Genomic DNA, 21,848 nt, shown 5'->3' with positions numbered 1-21,848 from the left:
TCCGACACTGAACCCTCGCGAACGCGGAAGCGACAGCGGTTAGGCCCCGCCTTCCCTGCGACCGACAATGACCGACCCCGACGGCACGTCCGACCCCGAAAGGGGGCCCGACGCGGAGTCGATCCGGTCGCGAACGCCTGCGTGGACCCGCGAACAGGCCGGCGGGCTCGCCCGCGTCGACGACGCCGTGAAGCCGGTGATCTACCCGCCGAGCGACCCCGTCAGCGACGAGGTGTACCTGTGGGACACCTGGCTGTTGCGCGAGCGCGACGGCGCCATCGCCGACGTGGGCGGCTACCGCGTCGCCTTCGCGCTCACCGCGCCGCGGGACCTCCTCCCCGGCAAGCGCCACGACGTGGCGACGATCCGCTGTTTCTACTCCGCCGACGGCGAGTCGTGGGAGTCGGCCGGCCCCGTCTTCGAGGGGAGCGACCCCCTCGGGTCGCGCCAGTGGGCCGGCTGCGCGCTGTGGGACCCCGACGGCGAGGGGCCCTCTGACCTGTACTGCTACTACACCGCCGCCGGCGAGGCCGACGAGGAGGACCTGAGCTACACCCAGCACCTCGCGCTCGCGACCGGCGGCACCCTCGTCGCCGACGGCGAGTCGCGGAGCGACTCGAACGGAGGCGGTGAAACCGCCGGAGACGGACTCCGCGTCGAGGGCACTTTCACCCACGAGTCGCTGCTGCACCCGGACGGCGTCCGCTACGAGACCGAGGAGCAGTCGCGTGGGATGATCTACACCTTCCGCGACCCGTGGTTCTTCGAGGACCCCGCGACCGGCGAGACGCACCTGCTGTTCGAGGCGAACGTCCCCGTCCCCGAGGACAGCGACGCCTGCGACGGCGACGCCGTCGGCCAGGAGTTCAACGGCGCCGTCGGGATCGCCGACTCGCCGACCGGCGACCCGACCGAGTGGGAGCTTCGCGACCCCCTCCTGCACTCCACGTGCGTCAACCAGGAACTGGAGCGCCCGCACGTCGTCGTCCGCGACGGGCGCTACTACCTGTTCGTCTCCAGCCACGAGCACACCTTCGCGCCGGGGATCGACGGGTTCGACGCCCTGTACGGCTTCGTCGCCGACTCCCTGCACGGCGAGTACCGCCCGCTCAACGACACCGGGCTCGTGCTCACCAATCCCGGGAACGCGCCGTTCCAGACGTACTCGTGGCTCGCGTTCCCTCACGAGGAGGAGCTGCTGGTCACCTCCTTCTTCAACTACTACGATCTGGAGGGCCGCACGCTCGACCAGGTCGCCGAGCTGCCGCCCGAGGAGCAGTTCCGCCGCTTCGGCGGCACGCTCTCGCCGACGATCCGGATCGACCTCGACGGCGGCCGAACCCGGGTGCTCGGGAAGCTCGCACACGGGCACATTCCGCTTCCCTCCGAGGACCTGCCCGAACTCGTCACCCGAGACGTGGACGCCGGCCGCGGCGGCTACGGCGGCTCGCAGTAACGGCGGTCGGACCGAATCCGGCCCCCCTTCGCGCCCTCGCCCCGCCTACCGCCCGGTCGACGTGGGCCACGTGCCGGCCATCGTCCACGCGTCCATCTCGACCTCAGCGTCGCCGCCGACCGCGAACGCCGACACGCGGTCGGCGTCCGCCCGCGTCGGGTACACCCGGGTCGTGAGACAACGCCGTTCGTTCGCGAACAGTTCGAGCGTCGACCCGTCGACGAAGACGCGAAGCGAGACGGACCGCTCGGCGTCGTCCCCGCCGTCGACGGGCATCCCGCGCGGCGCCCGATTGATGCGCTCGTCGCCGCCGCTGTCGCCGCGGTCGACGGTCACCGTCTCGCCGTCGTAGCGGATCACGGTGCGTTCGCCCGCCGCGGGCGACTCCAGCACCGAGAGGCCGACCGCCTCCGCGTCGCCGAGGCGGAGCGTGCAGCCGAGTTCGAGGGCGGCGCCGCGGACGCCGAGCACGCGCTCCTCCGCGTCGAGCGCGAGCGTCGCGGACAGCGCGTGGTCCTCGCGCGCCGCGGTCAACTCGGGCGCCGGACGCTGTCGCAGGCGACCGTCGCAGTCGGTGTCGATCACCCGCGGGAGCGACATCGCCCCGGACCAGCCGGCGTCCCACTGGGCGCTCCCGTCGCGCGTCTCGGGGAGCCATCCCCACGTGAGATAGCGGTCGTGTTCCTCGTCCCACAGCGACTGCGGCGCGTAGAAGTCGCCGTGGTCGAGCAGGCCGGCCTCGCGCACGTCGAAGGCGGGCACGGCGGCGTCGCTCCCGGCGGGGGCCTCCGGGTCGCCCAGGTCGGCCTCCCCGAGGTAGTACGCCACGCGGTCGTCGTCGGAGACGTGCAGCAGGCGGGCGTCCTCGAAGGTCAGCAACTCGGGACACTCCCAGACGGGCGCGCCGCGGGGGCCCTCGCCCGCGTGGAGCACGCCGACGAACTCCCACTCGTCGAGGGTGTCACCGCGGTACAGCAGCGCCGCCCCGTCGCCCTCGTGGGCGTCGTCGCCGCCGTCCCCGACGGGCGCCTCCAGCTCCCCCGCGTCGGCGTCGTTCGAACGGTCGACGGCGGTCTCGCCCTCACCGCCGTCGTGGGCGGCGCGGCGGTCGGCCGGTTCGGCGTCGCCGGCGATCCCGGTGCCGATCAGGTGGTACCAGACGCCGTGCTCGCGCCAGACGTTGTGGTCGCGGAACTCGGCGGCCCAGTCGGCCGTCTCGTACACGTTCAGCCCCTCGGGCGCCGACTCGATCACGGGGTTGCCGGGGTGCTTCTCCCACGAGTCGAGCCGGGGGTCGTCGGTCGTCGCGAGACACGGGAGCTGGTCGCGGCCGCGGCCGCCGGTGTACAGCAGCGTCGGCGTTCCATCGGTGTCGATCACCGTGCAGCCGGACCAGCAGCCGTCGCGGTCGGGGCCGTCGGGGTCCGGCGCGAGCGCGACTGGTCTGTCCTCCCAGTGAACGAGGTCGTCGCTGACGGCGTGGCCCCAGTGGATCGCGTTGTGGAACGGCCCGCCCGGGTTGTACTGGTAGAAGACGTGGTACTCGCCCTCGTACTCGATCAGCCCGTTCGGGTCGTTGAGCCAGTTCGCCGGCGGCGAGAGGTGGTAGGCGGGCCGGTGATGGTCGTCCGCGAGGCGGTCGCGCACGGCGGCGAACCCCGCCGGCGTCGACGGCCGCCCGGTGAATTCCGGCAGCGTCCCGCGCCCGAGCGTCGCGAACGCGTTCCGCAGCAGGCGCTCGCGCTCGTACCCGTGTCCGTCGTTCGGGCCGTCGAACCGGAGGGTGCCGCCGAGACCGAGGACGGCGCCGTCGGCGGCGCCAGGTCTGTCACCGTCCCCGCCGTCCGCGTCGCCGCCGACGCGCCACTCGATCACCGCCTTCTCGGGGTGGATATCGTGGCCGCCGTGGGTCGCACACGCGAGCACGTCGCCGTTCGCCGGCAGCAGGTCGTCGTATCGGGCGTACGCCGCCTCCCCGCCGGGGCCGACGACGGGGATCCGCGGCGGGCCGCCGGCGTCCGGGTCGCCGAACCCCTCGAACAGCGGGTGGTCGCGGTGGATCTCCCGAACGCGGTAGCCGGCAACGTCGTCGGAGTGGGTCGCGCCGGTCGCGTCCGGCGCGACCGAGTCGATCCCGAGGGGCACGACCGCGGGGAGCGCCCGCGCGCTGAGGACGAGCCCGCCGCCCGCGTCGAGATACGCGCGGATCGCGGGGCCCGCGTCGGCGACGGGGGCGTCGCAGTCGTCGAACGGGGCGTCGCGGTGCCACCAGAGCGCGTCGAACGCGTCGAGGTCGACCTCGCCGTCGGCGACGGCCGACAGCGACACCGACTCGACCGACGCGGCGACGCGCTCGGCGACCGACCGCGCGGACCGCCGCTCCGCGCTGTGCTCGTCGGCCGCGAGCACCCCAACGTGAACCGGGGCCGTATGCATGGGTCGATAGATTCACTCGGAGGCGAAAAAGTATTCGCGTCGCGGGCGGCCGGTGCGGGCGACGCGGCGACCGGGTCCGACACGCGACAACCGGGCCGGATAAGTGGCGTCCGCACCAACGCGAGCGTATGCAGTACCGAGAACTCGGCAACTCGGGCGTCGAAGTGAGCGAGGTCGCCTTCGGTGCGTGGGTCGTCGGCACCGATTGGTGGGGCGACCGCTCCGACGAGGACGCCGTCGACATGGTTCAGCACGCGCTGGACGAGGGCGTCACGTTCTTCGACACCGGCGACGTGTACGGCCACGGGCGCTCCGAGGAGCTGATCGGGGAGGCGCTGGGCGAGTACCGCGACGAGGTAACCGTCGGCACGAAGGTCGGCTACGACTTCTACAACAACGCGCAGGCCGGCCACGGCGAGATCCCGAAGGACATCTCGCCGGAGTACCTCCGGAACGCCGTCGAACAGAGCCTCGACCGGCTCGACATGGAGTACCTCGACGTGCTGTTCCTCCACAACGCCAACGTCGACGAGGTGACCGACGAGGCGCTGGAGGAGCTGTACGCCATGCGCGAGGAGGGGCTGTACGACGCGCTCGGGTGGGCGCTGGGTCCCTCGATCGGCTGGCTCGCCGAGGGCGACCGCGCGATCGAACTCGACTTCGACGCGGTCCAGACCGTCTACAACCTCTTCGAGCAGACGCCCGGCCGCCACTTCCTCGACACGGTCCGCGAGGAGGGCGCCGACACGAGCCTCATCGCGCGCGTTCCCCACTCCTCGGGCCTGCTCAACAAGCAGGTCACCCCCGACACCGAGTTGGGGAAGGGCGACCACCGCGCGCACCGCCCGGACGCGTGGTTCGAGACGGGCTGGGAGAAGATCGAGACCATCGAGTTCCTCGAGCGGGACGGCGAGCGGACGATGGGCCAGGCGTCGATCCAGTACCTCCTCGACGACGAGGAGGTCGCCAGCGTCGTCCCCACGTTCCGCTCGCTCGACGACATCGACGAGTGGGCCGCCGCGCCCGACACCCCCCGCCTCAGCGACGAGGAGCGCCGACGCGTCGACGAGCTGTACGCCGAGAACTTCGGGATCGACCGCGACGACGGCATGAGTCCGGAGAACTTCCGGACGTCCGTCGGCGGCGAGGACCTCCGCAGCGCCGGCGTGCTCCCGCCGGAGCCCGCCGACTGAGGGGGCTCCCGTGACCGACGACCGAACCCGGAGGTACGCCCGCCGGCTCGCCCGCCTCGCCGGCGCCACCGCCGCCGTCCACGTTGCGCTCGCGTGGTTCGTCTACCGCGACGCCGCCGACCGCGACGTGTCCGGGGTGCTGTGGGCCGCGATCACCCTTGTCGGCGGGCTCTTCGGCCTCGCCGGGTACCTCCGTCGCCGGTGACGATCCCACCATCGCAGTCCGTCGGCAACTGCCGGTCGTCGCCGGCGCGCCGCTGACCGCTCGTTTGTCGTCAGACTGCCCCGATTGACGCCCGGGCGCCCTCGATTCTCGACCCCCTCGCTTCGGCTCGAAACCCGGGGACGGTTCGGGGGACATCCCGTGAACCGTTCACATTCACTCCGCGGTATCGGCGACGACGACCTCGAACCGCGCGCCGCCGTCGTCCGCGTCGGTCGCGCGGACCGACCAGCCGTGGGCGTCGGCGATCTCCGCGACGATCGCGAGGCCGAAGCCGGTGCCGTCGTCGGCGGTCGTGTGCCCTCGCTCGAACACCGTCTCGCGGCGCTCCGGGGGGATCCCCGGGCCGTCGTCGGCGACGTAGAAGCCCGAGCGGTCGACCCCGCCGATCCGGCCGACGGTCACGGTCACGTCGTCGCCCGCGTGGTCGACGGCGTTGCGGACGAGGTTCTCCAACAGCTCCCGCAGCCGGGAGGCGTCGGCGTCGACGTATCCCACGTCGTCGGCGACCGACAGCGACCCGCCGCCGTCGACCGTCCGCCACACGTCGACGACGGTCCGCTCCAGCGACACCGGCTCGGTGTCGCCCACGGACCGCCCGGTGCGCGCCAGCGCCAGCAGGTCCTCGATGAGTTCGCCCATCCGCTCGTGGGCGGTCTCCATCCGTGCGATGTGCGGGCTGTCGCAGTCGTCGTCGAGCAGCTCGAGGCGACCCTGAGCGACGTTGAGGGGGTTGCGGAGGTCGTGTGAGACGACGCTCGCGAACTCGTCGAGGCGTTCGTTCTGTCTGGCGAGTTGGCCCTCGCGACGCCTGACGAGCGCCTCCCGTTCGGCGCGATCGAGGGCGGCCTCGACCGTGTCGGCGAACAGCTGCGCCAGCGCCACGTCGCTCTCGTCGAACCGGCCGGGACGCTCGTCCCCGGCGAGGAAGACGCCGTGGTCCCCGAGCGGCATCACCAGCAGGCTCCGGACCGCCGGCGGGGGATCGTCGACGGCGGCCGACCGTCGAACGTCGGGAACCACCCGCTGCTCGGCAGTGTCGTACACCGTCCAGCCGACGCTCCCGGGCGTGATGTCGGGGACCTCGCCGTACAGCTCCCGCGTCTCGCTCGTCACGCTCACCGGAACGAGCCGGTCGCCGTCGCTCGTTCGCAGGTACACGGCGTTCAGACGGAGGTCGAGCACCTCGTGGGCGGTGTTCGTCGCGGACGCGGCGACGGCGGCGCTGTCGCGCGCTTCCATCAGCTCCCGCGTCGTCTCGTGGAGGCCGTTCAGTCGCGACTCACGCTCGAGGCCGTCGAGCGCGACGGCGGCGTGTTCGCCCAACGTCTCGACGAAGTCGAGACGGGCGTCGTCCGGCTCCTCCGGCGGATCGGTGCCCGCGATCAACACGCCGTGGTCCGGGATCGGAACCACGATCCCGCGGTGGGCCGCCGACTGTCGGTCGGCCACGGCACCCAGGCGAAGCGGCTCCTCGCGTTCGTACACCTCGTACACTTCGTCGCCGGGTGCGTACGTCGGCGGCTCCCCCTCGAAGCGATCGCGGACCGCCGGCGGGTACGCCATCGGGACGAGCCCGTGCCCGTCGTCGCCGCGGAGGTGAACGCCGGTCAGCGGGTAGCCGAGGACGCGCTCGCTCACGTCCACGACGACGCGACACAGCTCCGCTCGGGTCGTCGCGCTCATGAGATCCCGCGTCGCCGCGTACAGCGACCGGAGTCGGTCGTCGGCGGCGCCCGCTGCCTCGTCGACCGTCATTACCGATCCGTCTCGCCACTCCCGATATAAACCCCTGTCCGCAAGCATCAACTCGGATATTCGGAGGGGCGGATCGAGGCTACGCAGTCGTGCGGTTCTCGGCGGAGAACCGGGCCAGTATCACGCCAGGAACACGTGGCGCGGCCGGTCGGCGAGCACGTCCCGGCCCCACGAGACGGTGTCGCGGAAGGCGTCCGACCGGAAGAAGTCCATCGCGTCCTCGCGGGAGGCCCACTGGCTGGCGATGAACATGTCGTTCTCGTCCTCGCGGTTCACCATCAGATCCGTCTCGTAGTGGCCGTCCATGTCCTCGAGGGTGTCGCCGACGACGCCGAACTTCTCGACGAAGTCCCCGCGGTGCTCGGGCTTGACGGTGTAGAACATTCCCATCGTCCCGAAGCCGGACTCCTCGCCGGCGCGCTCGACGATGCCCGGCAGCTCCGAGAGGAAGCCGGCGGCCGTCTCGGCGGCGCTGGCGGTCTCCCAGATGCTCACGACCGCCGCGCGGTCGGTCTCGTTGCCCTCGTACACCGCGGTCTTCACGTGGGTGCCGTAGTGGTCGAAGTTCTTGCGCAGCCCGTCGACCTCCTCGAACAGCTCGTCGGCGTCCGCCTCGGAGTAGAGGACCGTCGCGAACACGTCCTCGCCGTGTGGTTTGCCGGCGTAAACGTCGAGGTCCTCCAGCTCCGACCGGATGCTCTCCTCCTCGGCGTCGTCGTCGCTCCCGTCGTCCGCGTCGCCGCCGTGATGGCCGCCGTCCGCGTCGTCGTGATGGTCGCCCTCGCCGTCGCCGTGACCCTCGTGGTGGTGTCCGCCCTCGCCGTGGGCGTCCGCGTCGCCGTGGTGGTGGCCGCCGGACTCGTGCTCGCTCGTCGGCACCTGCTCGCCGTCGAGATACGCGCCGAGATCCGTCGGCGGGAAGCGCCGGCCGACGTAGAAGGGGCCGAACTCGCCGTACTCGGCGGAGGCCTCGTCGAAGCGCATCTCGTAGACGATGTCCTTGATGTCGGCGGGGTCGCCGCCGAAGAGGGTGACGCCCCACTCGTAGTCGTCCAGGCCGACCGACGAGGCGATCACCTGCTTGATCTTCCCGGCGTACTCGCGGCCGATCTCGCCGTGGGCCGACAGGAGGTCCGAGCGCTCCTCGTACTCGAGGGTGTACCAGTTCTGCTCGGCCTCCCGCTTGCGGCTCATCGGGTAGAAGGAGACGTACTCCGTGTCCGGGATGTCGGGCTTCAGCTTCCCCTCGATGTATCGGCGGATTCCCTCGTCGGTCTCCTCCTCGCCGTCGTCGGCGGCTTCGCCGCCTTCACGAGGTGTCTCCGACACCTCGCTGTCGAAGTAGCTGTCCGAGACGTAGTCGGAGACCTCCGTCACCGAGACGTACGAGGTCGGCTGGTCGGTGAACTCCGCCAGCGCCGTCGACTCGAAGCGGCGCTCGGCGGCCGACAGCGCGTCCAGCGTCGGCCGGAAGTGGACGATCATGAGGTCGGCCTTGTGCCCGAGCACCGAGAACACGGCCGAGGCTCCCTCCTCGGCGTCGACGACGCGTTCGTGCTCCTCGAGATATGCGACGCCCTCCTCGACGGCCGCCTCGCGCTCGCGCTCCGGGGCCGCACGCCACGCGTCCCAGTCGACGGTTCGGAAGTCGTGCAGCGCGTACCAACCCTCTTCGGTGCGTGGGGGCTTCGCCATGCGCGCACTTCGGATGGAAGGGGCTTGTGGCTTGCGTCACCGCGTCGCTGCCGGACGTGGCGAGACCCGAACCCCTTTGGCCGCCGATGACCTGTCCCCGATAATGAACACGCTCCTGTGGGTCCTCGTGGGAGCCCTCGCGTACTCCGTCGTTCTCATGGCGCTGTACACGCGCGGGTACCTCCCGGACGCCGTGCGCGTCCAGGGGCCGCTGACGACGATCCACACCCAGCGCGGTCGCGCGTTCCTCAACTGGCTCGCGGGCCCCCGGCGGTTCTGGCGGGCCTGGAGCAACCTCGGCGTCGGCATCGCCGTCGTCGTCATGGTCGCGATGTTCGCGTTCCTCGTGTGGTCGGCGCTCGCCACCCTCCAACGCCCCGTCCAGACGCAGGCGAACCAGCCCTCGAACTTCCTCATCATCCCCGGCGTCAACGACTTCCTCCCGCTCGCGGTCGCGCCGGAGATCGTCCTCGGGCTGCTGATCGCGCTCGTCGTCCACGAGGGCGGTCACGGCTTGCTGTGTCGCGTCGAGGACATCGACATCGACTCGCTCGGACTCGTCCTCCTCACGGTCATCCCCGTCGGCGCGTTCGTCGAACCCGACGAGGAGAGCCAGTCGAACGCCGACCGCGGCGCGCGCAGCCGGATGTTCGCCGCCGGCGTCACGAACAACTTCGCCGTCACCGCCGTCGCGTTCGCGTTGCTGTTCGGCCCGGTCATCGCCTCGATCACCCCCGCCGCGGGGCTCGCGGTCGGCGGCGCGTACGCGGGCGCGCCGGCGTCCGACGCCGGCATCGAGGGCGGGGACCGGATCACCGCCGTCGGCGGGACGGAGGTCGCGGACCCCGCGGCCTTCGAGTCGGCGCTGTCGGCGACCGAGGACCCGTCCGTCGAGATGACCGTCAACGGCGAGGAGACGGTCACCGTCGACAGGCGCGTCACCGTCGTCGGCGCCGTCGAGGGGAACCCACTCGGACTCTCGGTCGATCCCGAGGGCGACGCCCCGCAGATCACCGCCGTCAACGGGACCGAGGTCCGCACCGCCGCGGAGTTCCGTGAGGTCGCCAGCGAGCACGAACTCGCGCGCGTGTCCACCGCCGAGGGCGAGGTCACCGCGCCGCTTGGCGCGTACGTCACGAACGTCTCCGCCGACGGGCCCCTCGGGAGCCAGACCGACCTCCCCGGCACCCTGACCATCACTCGGATCGACGGGGAACGGATCCTCGCGTACGACGATCTCGACCGCACCCTCTCGGGCGACGAGTACGACCCCGGCGACACGGTGACGCTGCGGGTGTACGCAGACGGGCAGTTCCGCGAGGTCGACGTCGAACTCGGCGGCACCGACGACGACCCGCGCGTGGGCGTCGTCGTGACGCAAGGGGTCTCCGGCGTCGTCGTCGACGACCTCGGGATCCAGCGGTACCCCGCCGAGGCGTACCTCGCGCTGCTGGGCGGCGATTCCGGCGGCGCGCCGCCCGGACTGGGCGGGCTCGCGGGGACGCCACTGGGACTGGTGTACGCCGCGCTGTTGCTCCCGCTCGCGAGCGCGGTCTCCGCGGCGCTGCCGTACAACTTCGCGGGCTTCTACGGCGAGTTCGCGGGCTTTTACGACGTGACCGGGCCGCTCGCCGCGTTCGGGGAGTGGCCGGTGTTCCTCCTCGCGAACGTGCTGTTCTGGACCGGATGGATCAACATCCAGCTGGGGATCTTCAACTGTATCCCCGGCTATCCGCTCGACGGCGGTCGCATCCTCCGTATGGGCGCCGAGGGACTCGTCTCCCGGCTCCCGGTGTCGAACCGCAACCGGCTGGTCACGACGCTCACCACCTCCGTCGGCCTCACGATGCTGACGGCGCTGCTGGTCGTCGTGTTCGCGCCGCAGTTCCTCTGAGTCGGGTACCGGGGCCGGTCCGAACCGGTCAGGCGTTCGTCCCGCCGTCGGCGGCCGCCTCCTCCGAGCGATTGTCGTCGCCGTCCTCGCTCGCGTCCGCGTTCTCGCCAGTGTCGCCCTCGGGCGCGTCGGCGTCGCCCTGCCGGGCGTGGAACTCCTCGGGCGTGTCCCCGATGCGCTCGAACTCGCCGAAGTCCCGCTCGTGGTGGCGGATCACCTGCTCGGCGATCCACCCGGAGTACTCGCCGTCGAAGTGCCAGTCGTCGTCCGACGGGTCCACGTCGAAGCGTTCGTCGGTCGCGAACGCGACGTACATGTGGTAGAAGCCCAAGATCACGTCCGCGAAGTCGCGCGCCTTCCCGCCGACCTCGCGACGTTTCTCGGTCAGGTGGTCGCGGCCCTCGTCGGTCAGCGCGAAGTACTTCCGGTCGGGCTCGTCCTCGCGCTCGATCCGCTCGGCGTAGCCCTCGTCCTCGAACTTGTAGAGGATGGGGTAGACGGAGCCGTAGGACGGTTCCCAGTGGCCGCCGCTGATGTCGGTGATCTCCTTGAGGATCTCGTAGCCGTAGCGCGGCTTCTCCTCGAGGAGTTCCAGCACGATGTACGAGATGAGGCCACGCGGCGGGCCGCTCTTCCGCATTACCCCGACGGTTTCGCCGTCGCTCACTAAGGGTTTCGGTCGCCGAAACCGTCACTGACTGTCCAGTCAGTTCGTCTCGCGGGCGATCTGCGTTCACCCGATTTCGAACGCGGGTGATCGGCTCTGCCGGCGGGGGACGGCGCGACCCGGTGGTCCGCGTCGCTTCCGGCTACGACTCCCGCCGTAACCGCGAGACGACGAACTCGCGCTCCAACTCGCCGAGGAACTCGCCCAGCCGCGGCCCCTGCGTCTCGTCGAAGAACAGCCGGTAGCCGGCGGCGAAGAAGTCGCCGACCGCCACGTCGTGGCGTCGGGCGGTCTCGTAGATCTCGCCCTGGATCGCCTCGCCGTCGTGCCCGTCGGCGACGAAGTCGGCGAGGTCGTCGAGGGCGGCCTCGACGGCCGCCTCGAAGTCGTGTTCCGGGAGGTCAGACTGGAGCCGGTAGTTGTACTCGTTGTCACAGCGCTCGGCCCACCGGCGGGCGCGCTCGACGCGCTCCAGCGCGTCCTCGATGGCCCACTCGGGCGTCTCGTCGGTGAAGTGCCCCTCGTCGCGAGCGAGCTGGATCCGGAACCCGCGGTCGTCGACCATCCCGAGCACCGCCGCGAAGGTGTACGGCAGGCGGACGCGACCCTCCCGCACCTCGTCGACGACGAACGGGTACCCCCGCTCGGCGAACGCCGCGAAGCGCTCGTCGGGGTCCGCATCGCCGAAGTACGCGCGCTCGAAGCGGTCGAACTCGTTGACCAACTGGTCCAGCCGCTCGACGTCGAAGTCCTTCGCCTTCTTCGGGTTGCGGACGAAGAAGTAGCGCAGCACCTCCGGCTCGATCAGGTCGAGCACCTCCTGGACGGTGACGACGTGCCCCTCCGAGGAGGACAGCGACTCGCCGTTGAGCGTGAACCACTCGTACACCATCGGGACGGGCGGCTCGATGCCGAGGACGTTCCGGGCGATGTCGACGCCGCTGGGCCAGGAGCCCTCCGCGTGGTCCTTGCCGAACGGCTCGAAGTCGACGCCGAGCACCTCCCACTGGGCGGGCCACTCGAAGCGCCACGGGAGCTTCCCCTCGCGGAAGGAGGCGACGCCCTCGTGGCCGCACCCCTCCATGAACCGCTCGCCCGCCTCGATCCCCGAACAGCGATAGTGGACCTCGCGGGCGTCGAGATCCACCTCGGTCACGTCCTGCGTCAGCATGCCGCACTCGGAGCACTGCGGCATGAACGGGACGTAGTCCTCGTCGACCTTGTCCTGGTACTTCCCCAGCGTCTCGCGGGCGGCGTCGGCGTTGCGCAGCACGCGCTCGACCACGTCGTCGAAGGAGCCGTCGGCGTACAGCTCCGTGTTCGACACCATCTCGACCGGGATGTCGAGGGCCTCGGCGTCGGCCGACAGCAGCGCCGCGAAGTGGGCGGCGTAGGAATCGTGGCCGTCCTCGAACGGGTCCGGGATGTCCGTGTACGGCTTCCCGAGGTTCTGGCCGAGCGCGCCGGCGTTCACGTCGCCCAGCTCGACGATGTCGCCGTCGGTGTCCGCCAGCTTCCGGGGGAGCTTCCGGAGGGCGTCCTTGTCGTCGCTGGTGAACACCTGCCGGACCTCGTGGCCCCGCTCGCGAAGCACCGCCGCGACGAAGTAGCCCCGGATGATCTCGTTGAAGTTGCCGATGTGGGCGATGCCCGAGGGCGAGACGCCGCCCTTGATCACGATCGGCTCGTCGGGGTCGCGCGCCTCGATCTCGTCGGCGACCTCGTCGGCCCAGAACGCGTGGTGTGCGTCGCCGTCCCCGTCGCCGCGACCGCCGACCGCGTGCGGATCGACGGCGGGATCGTCGTCCTCACGGGTCGCTGCGCTCCCCGTTCGGTCCGAGGACTCACTGCGTTCGTCCTCGCCGCTCATCGTTGCGCCCAGTACGTCGGCTCGTCGCCGCCGGCGGGAACCACGTCGGTCCCGGTGTGTTCGCCGTACAGTACCGCGTTCTCGACCGCCTCGGGGTCGTGGCCGTCGAGGACGACCGTCCGCATCCCGGCGCGCTGGATGAGCTTCGCCGCCAGCAGGTCGACCGGCGCGGAGGCGCCGGCGTCGCGGCTCATCGGCACGATGACCTCGACCAGTTCCTCGGGCGTCATCTCCGCGAACTGCGTGGCCGACTCGTCGACGTTCGGGTCGGCGTCGTAGATGCCGTCCGCGCCCGTCGCGTACACGAGGAGGTCGGCGTCGACGTACTCCCCGAGCGCGGCCGCGACGGCGTCGGTGGTCTGTCCCGGCGTGACGCCGCCCATCACCGACACGTCGCCGCGGCGGATGGCGTCGGCCGCCTCGTCGTAATCGTGCGCGGGGGAGGGGTCGACCGACGGGCCCAGCGCGGTGATGAGCAGCCGGGCGTTCACCCGCGTCACGTCGATGCCCAGCTGGTCGAGTTGGACCTCGTTGGCGTCCAGATCCCGGGCCGCGCCGATGTAGTCGCGCGCGACGCCGCCGCCGCCGACGACGACCCCCAGCTCACAGCCCTCGTCGACCAACCGCTCGATGGCGTTCGCGTACGCCGCCACGCGCCCGGAGTCGAGTTCCGGCGCGAGGACGCTCCCGCCGAGCGACAGGACTACTCTCATTGCACTCGCCTACCCCCGTTTCGCTCTTAAGGCTCCCGGAGCGATCCCGGCTCGGTACCGACTGTCAGGCGTCGAGCCGCCCGAACCGTCCCCGCGGGCCGAAGGCCTAAGCCGGTCGCTCGCCCTCTCCCTGACATGCGCACGCTCTCGCTTGTCGGCCCCGGCGCGGCCGACCTCCTGGCCCCCCTGTCGGCGCGGCTCGACGGCCGCGTGGCGACCATCCGTCGCGACGACGGTGACGGCGGTATCGCCGCCGGATCGGCCGGTCGACCGGCCGACGCGGACGAACCGGCGGCCGGCTCGGCTGGCGGGCCCGGAGACACGGATCGCGGCCCCGGTGCCGCGTACCGCCTCGGCGACGACGGCGGGTGGACCGGCGCCGGCGCCGGCGAGACGTTCCCCGACCTGCTCGACCGGCTGGCCCCCGACTTCGACTACGCGCTCGTCGCGGGGTTCTCGAAACTCCGCCTGCCGACGGTCGTCGTCGGCGACGAGGCCGTCCCGGGCGACGTTGTCGCTCGCGTCGCCGACGCGGACGAGCTGTCGGTCGAGGATCTCGTCGACCACATCGAGGACGCGGAGCCGCACGTCACCCTGGAGGCGCTCATCGACGAGGCGAAAGCCAGCGAGGGCGCCGACCGGTCGGGCGCCATCGCGACGTTCACCGGCCGCGTCCGCGCGAAGGACGCCCCGGACGACGACCGGACCGAGGCGCTGGAGTTCGAGAAGTACGAGGGCGTCGCCGCCGATCGGATGGCCCGCATCGAGCGCGAGCTCGAGGCGCGGGAGGGCGTCTTCGACGTGCGGATGCACCACCGCGTCGGCGTCGTCGCCGACGGCGAGGACATCGTCTTCGTCGTCGTGCTCGCGGGCCACCGGACCGAGGCGTTCCGCACCGTCGAGGACGGCATCAACCGGCTCAAGGACGAGGTCCCGATATTCAAGAAGGAGACGACCGAGAGCGACGAGTTCTGGGTGCACGAGCGGTCTCAGTAGCCTACGACCGACGTCCCGTGGCGACTCACTCCCTCGGCGACCGCCCGAGGGCCACGGATCCGACGGCGTTGACGGCGGTCTCTACCCCGTCGACCGGGCTTATTGCGGCCCACAACCGCGATCCCGTGTCGTCCCGATGACGACGCGCGCGACCGCGGCAGACGATGTATTCTGTGATTCAAAACTGGAATCAACCGCTGCAGGACCGATCTGGACAGTACCCTGAAACATCTCTCAAACGTCCTCAAAATCGGGTATAAATATTCTAAACGAATTCAAAAGAGTCGTGAACGGTCGGGCATACCACGTTTCACGGCAGAAATTCCCTGAACGGAGCCGAATCGCACTCAACGGACTCGACTTTATATCCCCCCGGATGCCCGTAGGGTGAATCGAGGTGACACAATGAGCGCAACCGTGCAACCCTCCGACACCGACCGCGCCTCGACCGACACCCCCTCCAAGGAGGAGCGTCTCGCGACGTTCCTGCGCGAGAAGGCCGAGGACGGCGAGCTCTACTTCAAGAGCAAGTTCATCGCCGAGGAAGTCGGCCTCTCGCCGAAGGAGATCGGCGCCCTGATGGTGAAGCTCAAGGACTCCGCCTGCGGGCTCTCCATCGAGAAGTGGTCGTACACGTCCGCGACCACCTGGCGCATCGAGCCGGCGAACTGACGAGGCGTACCCGACGGCCCCGAACCGGTCCCCGCACACGGGTGGTCCCCGCGCCGATCCGGCGTCTCTCCCGTCGACTCGATTCTCCCGCCCCGATCCGTTCCAGTCCGAACCCGGAGCGCCGACGCCGGCTCCCTCCCGTCGGTCATGCCGTCGGCGGCGACGCTCCCGTCGCCGAGGACTTATGCCCGTTCGCGGCGAACTACCGTCGATGAGCGAGGCGGCCGCAGCCGACTATCCCCGTCCCCCCGAACTCGACGCCGTCTTCCATTGTTCGGAGATCCGACGGGACGACGATCGGATCCTCTACTACGGGATCAGCGACGTGGACGAGCGCGAGCTCGTCCGTCGCGTCTGGCCGGCGTTCCGGGAGGCCGGCTACGAGGTACAGGTCGTCACCACCGACTCCGGGCTGGACGTGATCGTCGCCCGCCCGTACGCCGACGGCCTCGACGGCGTTCCCTGGGTCAACGTCGGGCTGTTCGTCGCGACGGTGGCGACGACGCTGCTCGTCGGTGCGACGGCGTGGTACTACGTCCCCTTCTCGACGATCCAGGAGAACCCCCTCTCCGTGTTGCAGGCGTGGCCCTTCACCGCGGCCGTCCTCGGCGTGCTGTTGACGCACGAACTCGGCCACTACGCGCTCGGTCGCTACCACGGCGTCGACGTGTCGCTCCCCTACGTCATCCCCTTCATCCTCCCGTTCGGGACGATGGGCGCGATCATCCGGATGCGCGGGCAGATGCCCGACCGGGAGGCGCTGTTCGACATCGGCGTCGCCGGCCCGCTCGCGGGGCTGGCCGCCACGATCGTCGTCACGGTGGTCGGCCTCCTCCTCGGGCCGTTCACGGTCCCGCAGTCGGTGCTCGGCGGCGGCGGCCAGGTCATCGTGTTCAACAACCCGCCGCTGTTGGACCTGATCGCCGCCGCGTTGAACCAGCCCACCGGCTACACCGACCCGACGAAAACCGCACATCCCGTGGTCATGGGCGCGTGGGTCGGGATGTTCTTCACGGTGCTCAACCTCCTCCCGGTCGGCCAACTCGACGGCGGCCACATCGTCCGCGCGATGGTTGGCCGGCGCCAGGAGACGGTTGCGGCGTTCGTGCCCACCGCGCTGTTCGGCATCGCCGCGTACCTCTATTTCGTTCGCGACCTCGGGCTCAACGAGTCCGTCGGGCTGTGGGCCTTCTGGGGGCTGTTCTCGGCGTTCATCGCCTACCGCGGCCCCGCGGAGCCGATCGACGACACCGCGCTCGGCCCGAAACGCATCGCCGTCGGCGTGTTCACGTTCGCCCTCGGCCTCCTGTGTTTCATGCTCGTGCCGATCCAGGTGACGACGATCTGATCGACCGGCCTGGGACGCGCGACCGCTGCGTCGTCAGCGACCGCCGTCGCGGTCAGTCCCCGGCGTGCTCGTAGCCGCGGTCCGGGAGCGGCTCGCCGTCCATCCTGACGCCGTCCCACGTCACGTTTCCGATCACCGAGATCGGCGTCGGCGAGGCCTCGCGGGCGTCGTCGACGGCGTCGCTCGGGAGCGTGAACACCAGCTCGAAGTCCTCGCCGAAGAACAGCGCCGCCTCCCGGCGCGCCTCGTCGTCGTCGAACCGCTCGCGCACCGCGTCGGCGACGGGGACGTACGACTCGGTGATGTCCATCCCGAGGTCGCTCACGTCGCTCGCCTCGACGAGCTGGTGCAGCGAGCGCGCGAGCCCGTCGCTGGAGTCCATCATCGCCGTCGCGTACGGCCGGAGCGCGACGCCGGCGGCGACGCGCGGGGTGAAGCGGAACAGCTCGTTCCCGCGCTCGGCGTCACCGTCCTCGAACGCGCGGACGGCGGCGGCACTGCGGCCGAGCGCGCCGGTCACGCACACCGCGTCGCCGCGGGTGGCGCCGCCGCGACGGATCGGGTCGTCGCTCTCGCCGAGCGCGGTCGTCGCGACGGTGAACTCGTCGTGGCGGTCGAGATCGCCGCCGACGTACTCGGCGTCGACCGCCGCACAGACCTCGCGTGCGCCGCGCACGAAGTCGCCGACCTCGTCGGGGTCGAACCGCGGCGCCCCGTAGGCCGCGACGGCCGCCTCCGCGTCGGCGCCCATCGCGGCCACGTCCGACAGCGAGGCGCCGACCGCCCGCCAGCCCGCGGTGTAGCGGTCGACGCCGGCGGGGAAGTCCGTCGTCTCGTGGAGCATGTCGGTCGTGAGCACCCGGTCGCCGACGACCGCGCAGTCGTCGCCCGCGCCCGGGAGCGTCGCGGTCAGTCGCGCGAGCGCCTCGCGTTCGTCCATCGCCGTCCGGTTTCGCCCCCGACACCTACGGTGTTTCCCTTCGCGGCGACGCGTCGGGCCGGGTCGGCCGCTGACTCGACGACCGGCGTCCGTCCGTGCCCGCGGTTTCGGAGGCTTGAAGCGGGCGCCCGGCGACCGTCCGGGCATGGATTCGGACCAGCTACGCGCCACCGTCGTCGGGTTTCTCGGCGCGTTCGCGGTCCTCGGCGTGTTGCTGTATCTCGTCGGCGTCGGCGACCTCGTGGACGTGCTTCAGGGCGCGTCGATCGACGTCGTCGCGCTCGTCGTGCTCGTCACGGTCGGGTGGCTCGTCGCCTGGGCGGTCGCGCTCAGAACCGTGCTCGGTGTGCTCGGCATCCGGCTGTCGGTCCTTCGGTCGTTTCTCGTGTTCAACGGGGCGATGTTCTCGAACAACGTCACGCCGTTCGGCCAGGCCGGGGGCGAACCCGTCACCGCCCTGCTCATCGCGACGGTCGCCGACACGGAGTACGAGCGCGGCCTCGCAGCCATCGCCAGCGTGGACACGCTCAACTTCGTCCCCTCGATCACGCTCGCGCTCGTCGGCGCGGCGTACTTCGCCACCGAGACGACGTTCGGCACCCGGCTCCAGCTCGCGACCGGCGTCGTCGTCGCGCTCGCGCTCCTCGTTCCGGGGCTCGTTTACCTCGGGTGGCAGAACCGGTACGCGCTCGAAACGCGGATCGTCGGGGCGTTCGTCCCGTTGATCCGCCGGATCGCCGGGATCCTCCCGGTGTTCTCCGCGCCGACCGAGGAGTCGGTCGAGTCGCGGATCGGTCACTTCTTCGGCGCCATCGAGCGCGTCGCCACCGACCGAACCGGGATCGCGGTCTCGCTTGCGGCCTCGACGCTCGGCTGGATCCTCCAGATGGTCGCCCTCTATCTCGCGTTCCTGGCGATCGACCAGCCGGTCCCGTTCTCGGCGATGCTGTTCGTCGTCCCGATGGGTGCGATCGCGGGGATCACGCCGTTACCTGGCGGCGCGGGCGGCATCGAGGCGGTGCTCGTGGCCGTGCTCGCGGCGCTCCCCTCCGTGTCGGTTTCCGCGACGGCGGCGCTGGGCGCCGTCGTCATCTATCGCGGCGCCGTCTACTGGGTGCCGGTGATCATCGGCGGGGTCGTCGTGAGCGTGATCGGCGCCGACAGCGTCGGCTGACCACGGACGCGGCTCCGGGGACGGAGCCGACGAACCGACCGCGGGGACGCCTCACACGCGAGGGGTGATACGACGGCTTTAAACGGAACGACGGTGAAATCGTCCGTATGGTTACCCTCTACGACGTCCCGGCGGCGGACCTCAACGACGAGGTCGCCGCTCGACTGGAGGATCGCATCGAACAGCCGGAGTGGGTGCAGTTCGCCAAGTCCGGGCAGGACCGGGAGCTCCCGCCCCAGCAGGAGGACTTCTGGTTCCGCCGTGCGGCCTCGCTGCTGCGCAAGGTCGCCGACCGCGGCCCCGTCGGCGTCGAGCGCCTCGCCACCGAGTACGGCGGCTCCAAGAACGGCTCGAACCGCTACGTCGTCAGCCCGCCCGAGCACGAGGGCGGCTCGCGCAAGATCATTCGCGTCGCGCTCCAGCAGCTCGAGGAGGAGGGCTTCGTCGAGACGGCCCAGGGCGAGGGCCGCCGCGTCACCGACGAGGGTCGCTCGTTCCTGGACGAGGTCGCCGGCGACGTGCTCGAGGGGCTCGACCGTCCCGAGCTCGAGCGATACGCGTAAGCAGCCGTTCGCGCCGACGAGTTCTTCGATTTTCGCGTCGCCAGCGGCGGTGCCGTCGGTGTCGGTTCGTTCGGGTAGTACCGGCGGCGGCGCCGTCGCTATCGCCGTCGTCGCCGTCGCTATCGCCGTCGTCGCCGTCGTCGCCATCGTCGCCGTCGCTCCCGCCGGCCGGGCGCCGGCGTCGCTCGCGCACCCACAATCGTTTTGACCGCTCGCCGGCAACTTCGATCCGACATGAGCGAGACCCCCGACGACGAGCGATTGGAGGAGCTGCGCGAGCAGAAGATGCAGGAGCTCCAGGAGCAGGCGCAGGGCCAGGGACAGGGCGACGCGGAGGCACAGCAGGCGGCCCAGGAGCAGGCCGAGCGTCAGCAGGAGGCGCTGCTCAAGCAGTACCTCACCGACGGCGCGCGCCAGCGGCTCAACGCCGTCGAGATGAGCAAGCCCGACTTCGCCGCGCAGGTGAAACAGCAGGTCACGGCGCTGGCGAAGAGCGGCCGGGTGAACGGCCGCATCGACGAGGACCAGATGAAGGAGCTGCTGCGCGAGCTGCAGCCGGACCAGAAGAGCTTCGACATCCGCCGCCGCTGACGCACGCGTGGACCTCGCGCTCTGCTACAGCGGCGGGAAGGACTCATCGCTCGCCGCGCTCGTCCTCGACCGCTTCTACGACGTGACGCTCGTCACCGCCCACTTCGGCGTGACCGACGACCACGAGCACGCGCGCCGGGCCGCCGAGGCGCTCGGCTTCCCGTTCGAGACCCACGACCTCGACCCCGAGGTCGCCCGCGAGGCCGTCGAGGCGATGCGCGCCGACGGCTTCCCCCGCAACGGGATCCAGCGCGTTCACGAGCACGCCCTGGAGTCGGTCGCCGAACGCGACGTGGACGCCGTCGCCGACGGCACCCGCCGCGACGACCGCGTCCCATCCATCTCCCGGGCGTTCGCCCAGTCGCTGGAGGACCGCCACGGCGTCGACTACATCTCCCCCCTCTCGGGGTTCGGCCGCGGCGCCGTCGACCGCCTCGTCGACGAGACGCTCGACGTGGAGTCGGGCCCCTCCGAGGAGGTGCCGAAGGCCGACTACGAGGGCGAACTCCGCGCCCTCCTCCGCGAGGAGGCCGGCGACGACGCCGTCCGCGAGGTGTTCCCCGAACACGAACAGACGTACGTGCGCGGGACGCGCTGAGTCGCGGGCGGATCGCATCGAGTCGCGGGCGACCCGAACCGGGCGCGGTGACTCCCCGTCGGTGGCGCCCGCCGCGTTCGCCGTCATCCACGCCGTTTTCACCCCCGACCGTCGACCCCGAAGCGTGTCCGCACTCGTCTCCCCCGGCATCGCCGTCGCCGTCGCCGCGGCGGTGCTGTGGGGCGTCTACCTCTTCGCGCTGAAGCGCTACGTCTCCGGCGTCCCCGCCACGGTGCTCACGGTCCTCGTCAACGTCTGCGCGCTGGCGTGGTACGCCCCCGTCGCCGTCACCCGGCTGTCGGCCGACGCCCTCCCCGATCCCGCGACGCTCGGGGCGTCCGCCGTGCTCGCGCTCGTCGGGGCCGTCCTCGGCGTCGGCGTCGGCTTCGTCCTGTTCGTGAACGCGCTCGCGCTCGGCGAGGTGTCGTACGTCACGCCGATCAACAAGGTCGTCCCCGTCTTCGTCCTCCCGCTGGAGCTGCTCCTGCTTGGCGCCGACCTCCCGGCGCTGGCGTTCGTCGGCATCGCCGTCGTCACCGCCGCGGTGTACGTCGCGAACTACCGCGGCGGCGACCCGGTCGAACCCCTCCGCCGGGCCGTCACGGCCCGCCCCGCACAGCTCGCGCTGCTGTCGGCGGTCGCGTACGCCGTCGGCGACGTGGCGAAGCGCGCGGTGCTCGACCGCGTCGGCCTCCCGCCGGAGGCGCTCGTGATCGTCGTCCTCGGCGGCGTGCTGCTCGTCCTCCTCCCGCTCGCCGTTCGTGATTGGGAGGGCGAGCGATCGTGGGAGACGCCGGTTCCGACGTTCCTCGCGCTCGGGCTGGTCGTCGCGACGGCCGAGCACCTCACCAGCGTCGCGTTCGCCGCGCTCCCCGCGAGCATCGCCTCGCCGGTCGTCAACACGCAGGCGGTCGTGGCGGTCGTCCTCGGCGGCCTGATCCTCAAGGAGCGTCGGCTCGGCGCCCGCCTCGTCGCCGCCGCGCTCGCGGTCGTCGGCGTCGGGTTCCTCGCGGTGTGAGGTACCGGACGAAACCGCGTCTGGAGAGAGCACGGACGCCTCC

Annotated in this window: 20 protein-coding genes; 13 read left to right on the top strand and 7 right to left on the bottom strand. The window is 71.1% G+C overall.

The genetic code is table 11. From position 1 onward, the window contains the following. Positions 1-67 precede the first annotated feature (67 nt). Positions 68-1,456: a glycoside hydrolase family 68 protein gene (locus K6T50_RS07700; protein ID WP_222606059.1), complete on the top strand. Its 1,389-nt coding sequence runs from the start codon at positions 68-70 to the stop codon at positions 1,454-1,456. A 45-nt stretch (positions 1,457-1,501) separates the two neighbouring features. Here the strand turns inward: K6T50_RS07700 and K6T50_RS07695 are convergent, their stop codons facing one another. Next, the gene (locus tag K6T50_RS07695; RefSeq protein ID WP_222606058.1) at positions 1,502-3,892 is read right to left on the bottom strand and encodes a GH32 C-terminal domain-containing protein; all 2,391 of its coding nucleotides are present in this window, start codon (positions 3,890-3,892) and stop codon (positions 1,502-1,504) included. Between the two features lie 128 nt (positions 3,893-4,020). Between K6T50_RS07695 and K6T50_RS07690 the strand changes: the two genes are divergently transcribed. Further along, positions 4,021-5,085 carry an aldo/keto reductase gene (locus K6T50_RS07690; protein WP_222606057.1) on the top strand — a complete coding sequence of 355 codons (1,065 nt, stop codon included), beginning with the start codon at positions 4,021-4,023 and terminating at the stop codon, positions 5,083-5,085. A 10-nt stretch (positions 5,086-5,095) separates the two neighbouring features. Next, positions 5,096-5,290, top strand: coding sequence for a hypothetical protein (locus K6T50_RS07685; protein ID WP_222606056.1), 195 nt, complete (start codon positions 5,096-5,098; stop codon positions 5,288-5,290). Positions 5,291-5,464: 174 nt separating this feature from the next. On the opposite strand, the gene K6T50_RS07680 is transcribed toward K6T50_RS07685, so the two are convergent. Beyond that, positions 5,465-7,066, bottom strand: a complete 1,602-nt coding sequence (locus K6T50_RS07680) for a sensor histidine kinase (RefSeq protein ID WP_222606055.1) — start codon at positions 7,064-7,066, stop codon at positions 5,465-5,467. Between the two features lie 120 nt (positions 7,067-7,186). Further along, the gene (locus tag K6T50_RS07675) at positions 7,187-8,761 is read right to left on the bottom strand and encodes a heme-binding protein (protein WP_222606054.1); all 1,575 of its coding nucleotides are present in this window, start codon (positions 8,759-8,761) and stop codon (positions 7,187-7,189) included. 103 nt (positions 8,762-8,864) lie between these two features. Here K6T50_RS07675 and K6T50_RS07670 point away from each other — a divergent pair, with 103 nt between their 5' ends. Then, a complete protein-coding gene (locus K6T50_RS07670; protein ID WP_222606053.1) occupies positions 8,865-10,655 on the top strand; it encodes a site-2 protease family protein in 1,791 nt (596 codons plus the stop codon). Positions 10,656-10,683: 28 nt separating this feature from the next. On the opposite strand, the gene K6T50_RS07665 is transcribed toward K6T50_RS07670, so the two are convergent. From K6T50_RS07665 to pyrH, 3 genes are all read right to left on the bottom strand, one after another. Then, entirely contained in the window at positions 10,684-11,295 is a 612-nt protein-coding gene (locus K6T50_RS07665) for a PadR family transcriptional regulator (protein ID WP_222606052.1), read from the bottom strand. Between the two features lie 169 nt (positions 11,296-11,464). After that, a complete protein-coding gene (gene lysS, locus K6T50_RS07660) occupies positions 11,465-13,192 on the bottom strand; it encodes a lysine--tRNA ligase (protein ID WP_222606051.1) in 1,728 nt (575 codons plus the stop codon). Further along, positions 13,189-13,905 (bottom strand): UMP kinase, encoded by a 717-nt coding sequence (gene pyrH, locus K6T50_RS07655; RefSeq protein WP_222606050.1) that lies wholly within the window; start codon positions 13,903-13,905, stop codon positions 13,189-13,191. The genes lysS and pyrH overlap by 4 nt, the downstream gene beginning before the upstream one ends. Positions 13,906-14,040: 135 nt before the next feature. Here pyrH and K6T50_RS07650 point away from each other — a divergent pair, with 135 nt between their 5' ends. From K6T50_RS07650 to K6T50_RS07640, 3 genes are all read left to right on the top strand, one after another. Then, positions 14,041-14,901, top strand: a complete 861-nt coding sequence (locus K6T50_RS07650) for a molybdopterin synthase (RefSeq protein WP_222606049.1) — start codon at positions 14,041-14,043, stop codon at positions 14,899-14,901. 405 nt (positions 14,902-15,306) lie between these two features. Then, a complete protein-coding gene (locus tag K6T50_RS07645) occupies positions 15,307-15,573 on the top strand; it encodes a DUF7123 family protein (RefSeq protein WP_222606048.1) in 267 nt (88 codons plus the stop codon). A 211-nt stretch (positions 15,574-15,784) separates the two neighbouring features. Beyond that, positions 15,785-16,921 carry a site-2 protease family protein gene (locus K6T50_RS07640; RefSeq protein WP_222606047.1) on the top strand — a complete coding sequence of 379 codons (1,137 nt, stop codon included), beginning with the start codon at positions 15,785-15,787 and terminating at the stop codon, positions 16,919-16,921. A gap of 52 nt (positions 16,922-16,973) precedes the next feature. Here the strand turns inward: K6T50_RS07640 and thiL are convergent, their stop codons facing one another. Further along, the gene (thiL, locus tag K6T50_RS07635) at positions 16,974-17,861 is read right to left on the bottom strand and encodes a thiamine-phosphate kinase (protein ID WP_222606046.1); all 888 of its coding nucleotides are present in this window, start codon (positions 17,859-17,861) and stop codon (positions 16,974-16,976) included. A 145-nt stretch (positions 17,862-18,006) separates the two neighbouring features. On the opposite strand from thiL, the gene K6T50_RS07630 reads away from it, so the two are divergent. From K6T50_RS07630 to K6T50_RS07605, 6 genes are all read left to right on the top strand, one after another. After that, positions 18,007-19,035: a lysylphosphatidylglycerol synthase transmembrane domain-containing protein gene (locus tag K6T50_RS07630; protein ID WP_222606045.1), complete on the top strand. Its 1,029-nt coding sequence runs from the start codon at positions 18,007-18,009 to the stop codon at positions 19,033-19,035. A 107-nt stretch (positions 19,036-19,142) separates the two neighbouring features. Continuing rightward, positions 19,143-19,598, top strand: coding sequence for a 30S ribosomal protein S19e (locus tag K6T50_RS07625; RefSeq protein ID WP_222606044.1), 456 nt, complete (start codon positions 19,143-19,145; stop codon positions 19,596-19,598). Positions 19,599-19,656: 58 nt separating this feature from the next. Further along, a complete protein-coding gene (locus K6T50_RS07620) occupies positions 19,657-19,806 on the top strand; it encodes a hypothetical protein (protein WP_222606043.1) in 150 nt (49 codons plus the stop codon). A 26-nt stretch (positions 19,807-19,832) separates the two neighbouring features. Then, complete coding sequence (locus K6T50_RS07615) at positions 19,833-20,189, top strand: DNA-binding protein (RefSeq protein WP_222606042.1); 357 nt, start codon at positions 19,833-19,835, stop codon at positions 20,187-20,189. Between the two features lie 7 nt (positions 20,190-20,196). Beyond that, positions 20,197-20,787 (top strand): DUF7411 family protein, encoded by a 591-nt coding sequence (locus tag K6T50_RS07610; RefSeq protein WP_222606041.1) that lies wholly within the window; start codon positions 20,197-20,199, stop codon positions 20,785-20,787. 124 nt (positions 20,788-20,911) lie between these two features. Continuing rightward, entirely contained in the window at positions 20,912-21,805 is an 894-nt protein-coding gene (locus tag K6T50_RS07605; protein WP_222606040.1) for an EamA family transporter, read from the top strand. Positions 21,806-21,848: the final 43 nt, after the last annotated feature.

Origin of the sequence: Halobaculum magnesiiphilum, assembly GCF_019823105.1 — an archaeon.
In the GTDB taxonomy this organism is placed as follows: Archaea; Halobacteriota; Halobacteria; order Halobacteriales; family Haloferacaceae; genus Halobaculum; species Halobaculum magnesiiphilum.
This window is presented reverse-complemented; position numbering and strand designations above follow the sequence as displayed.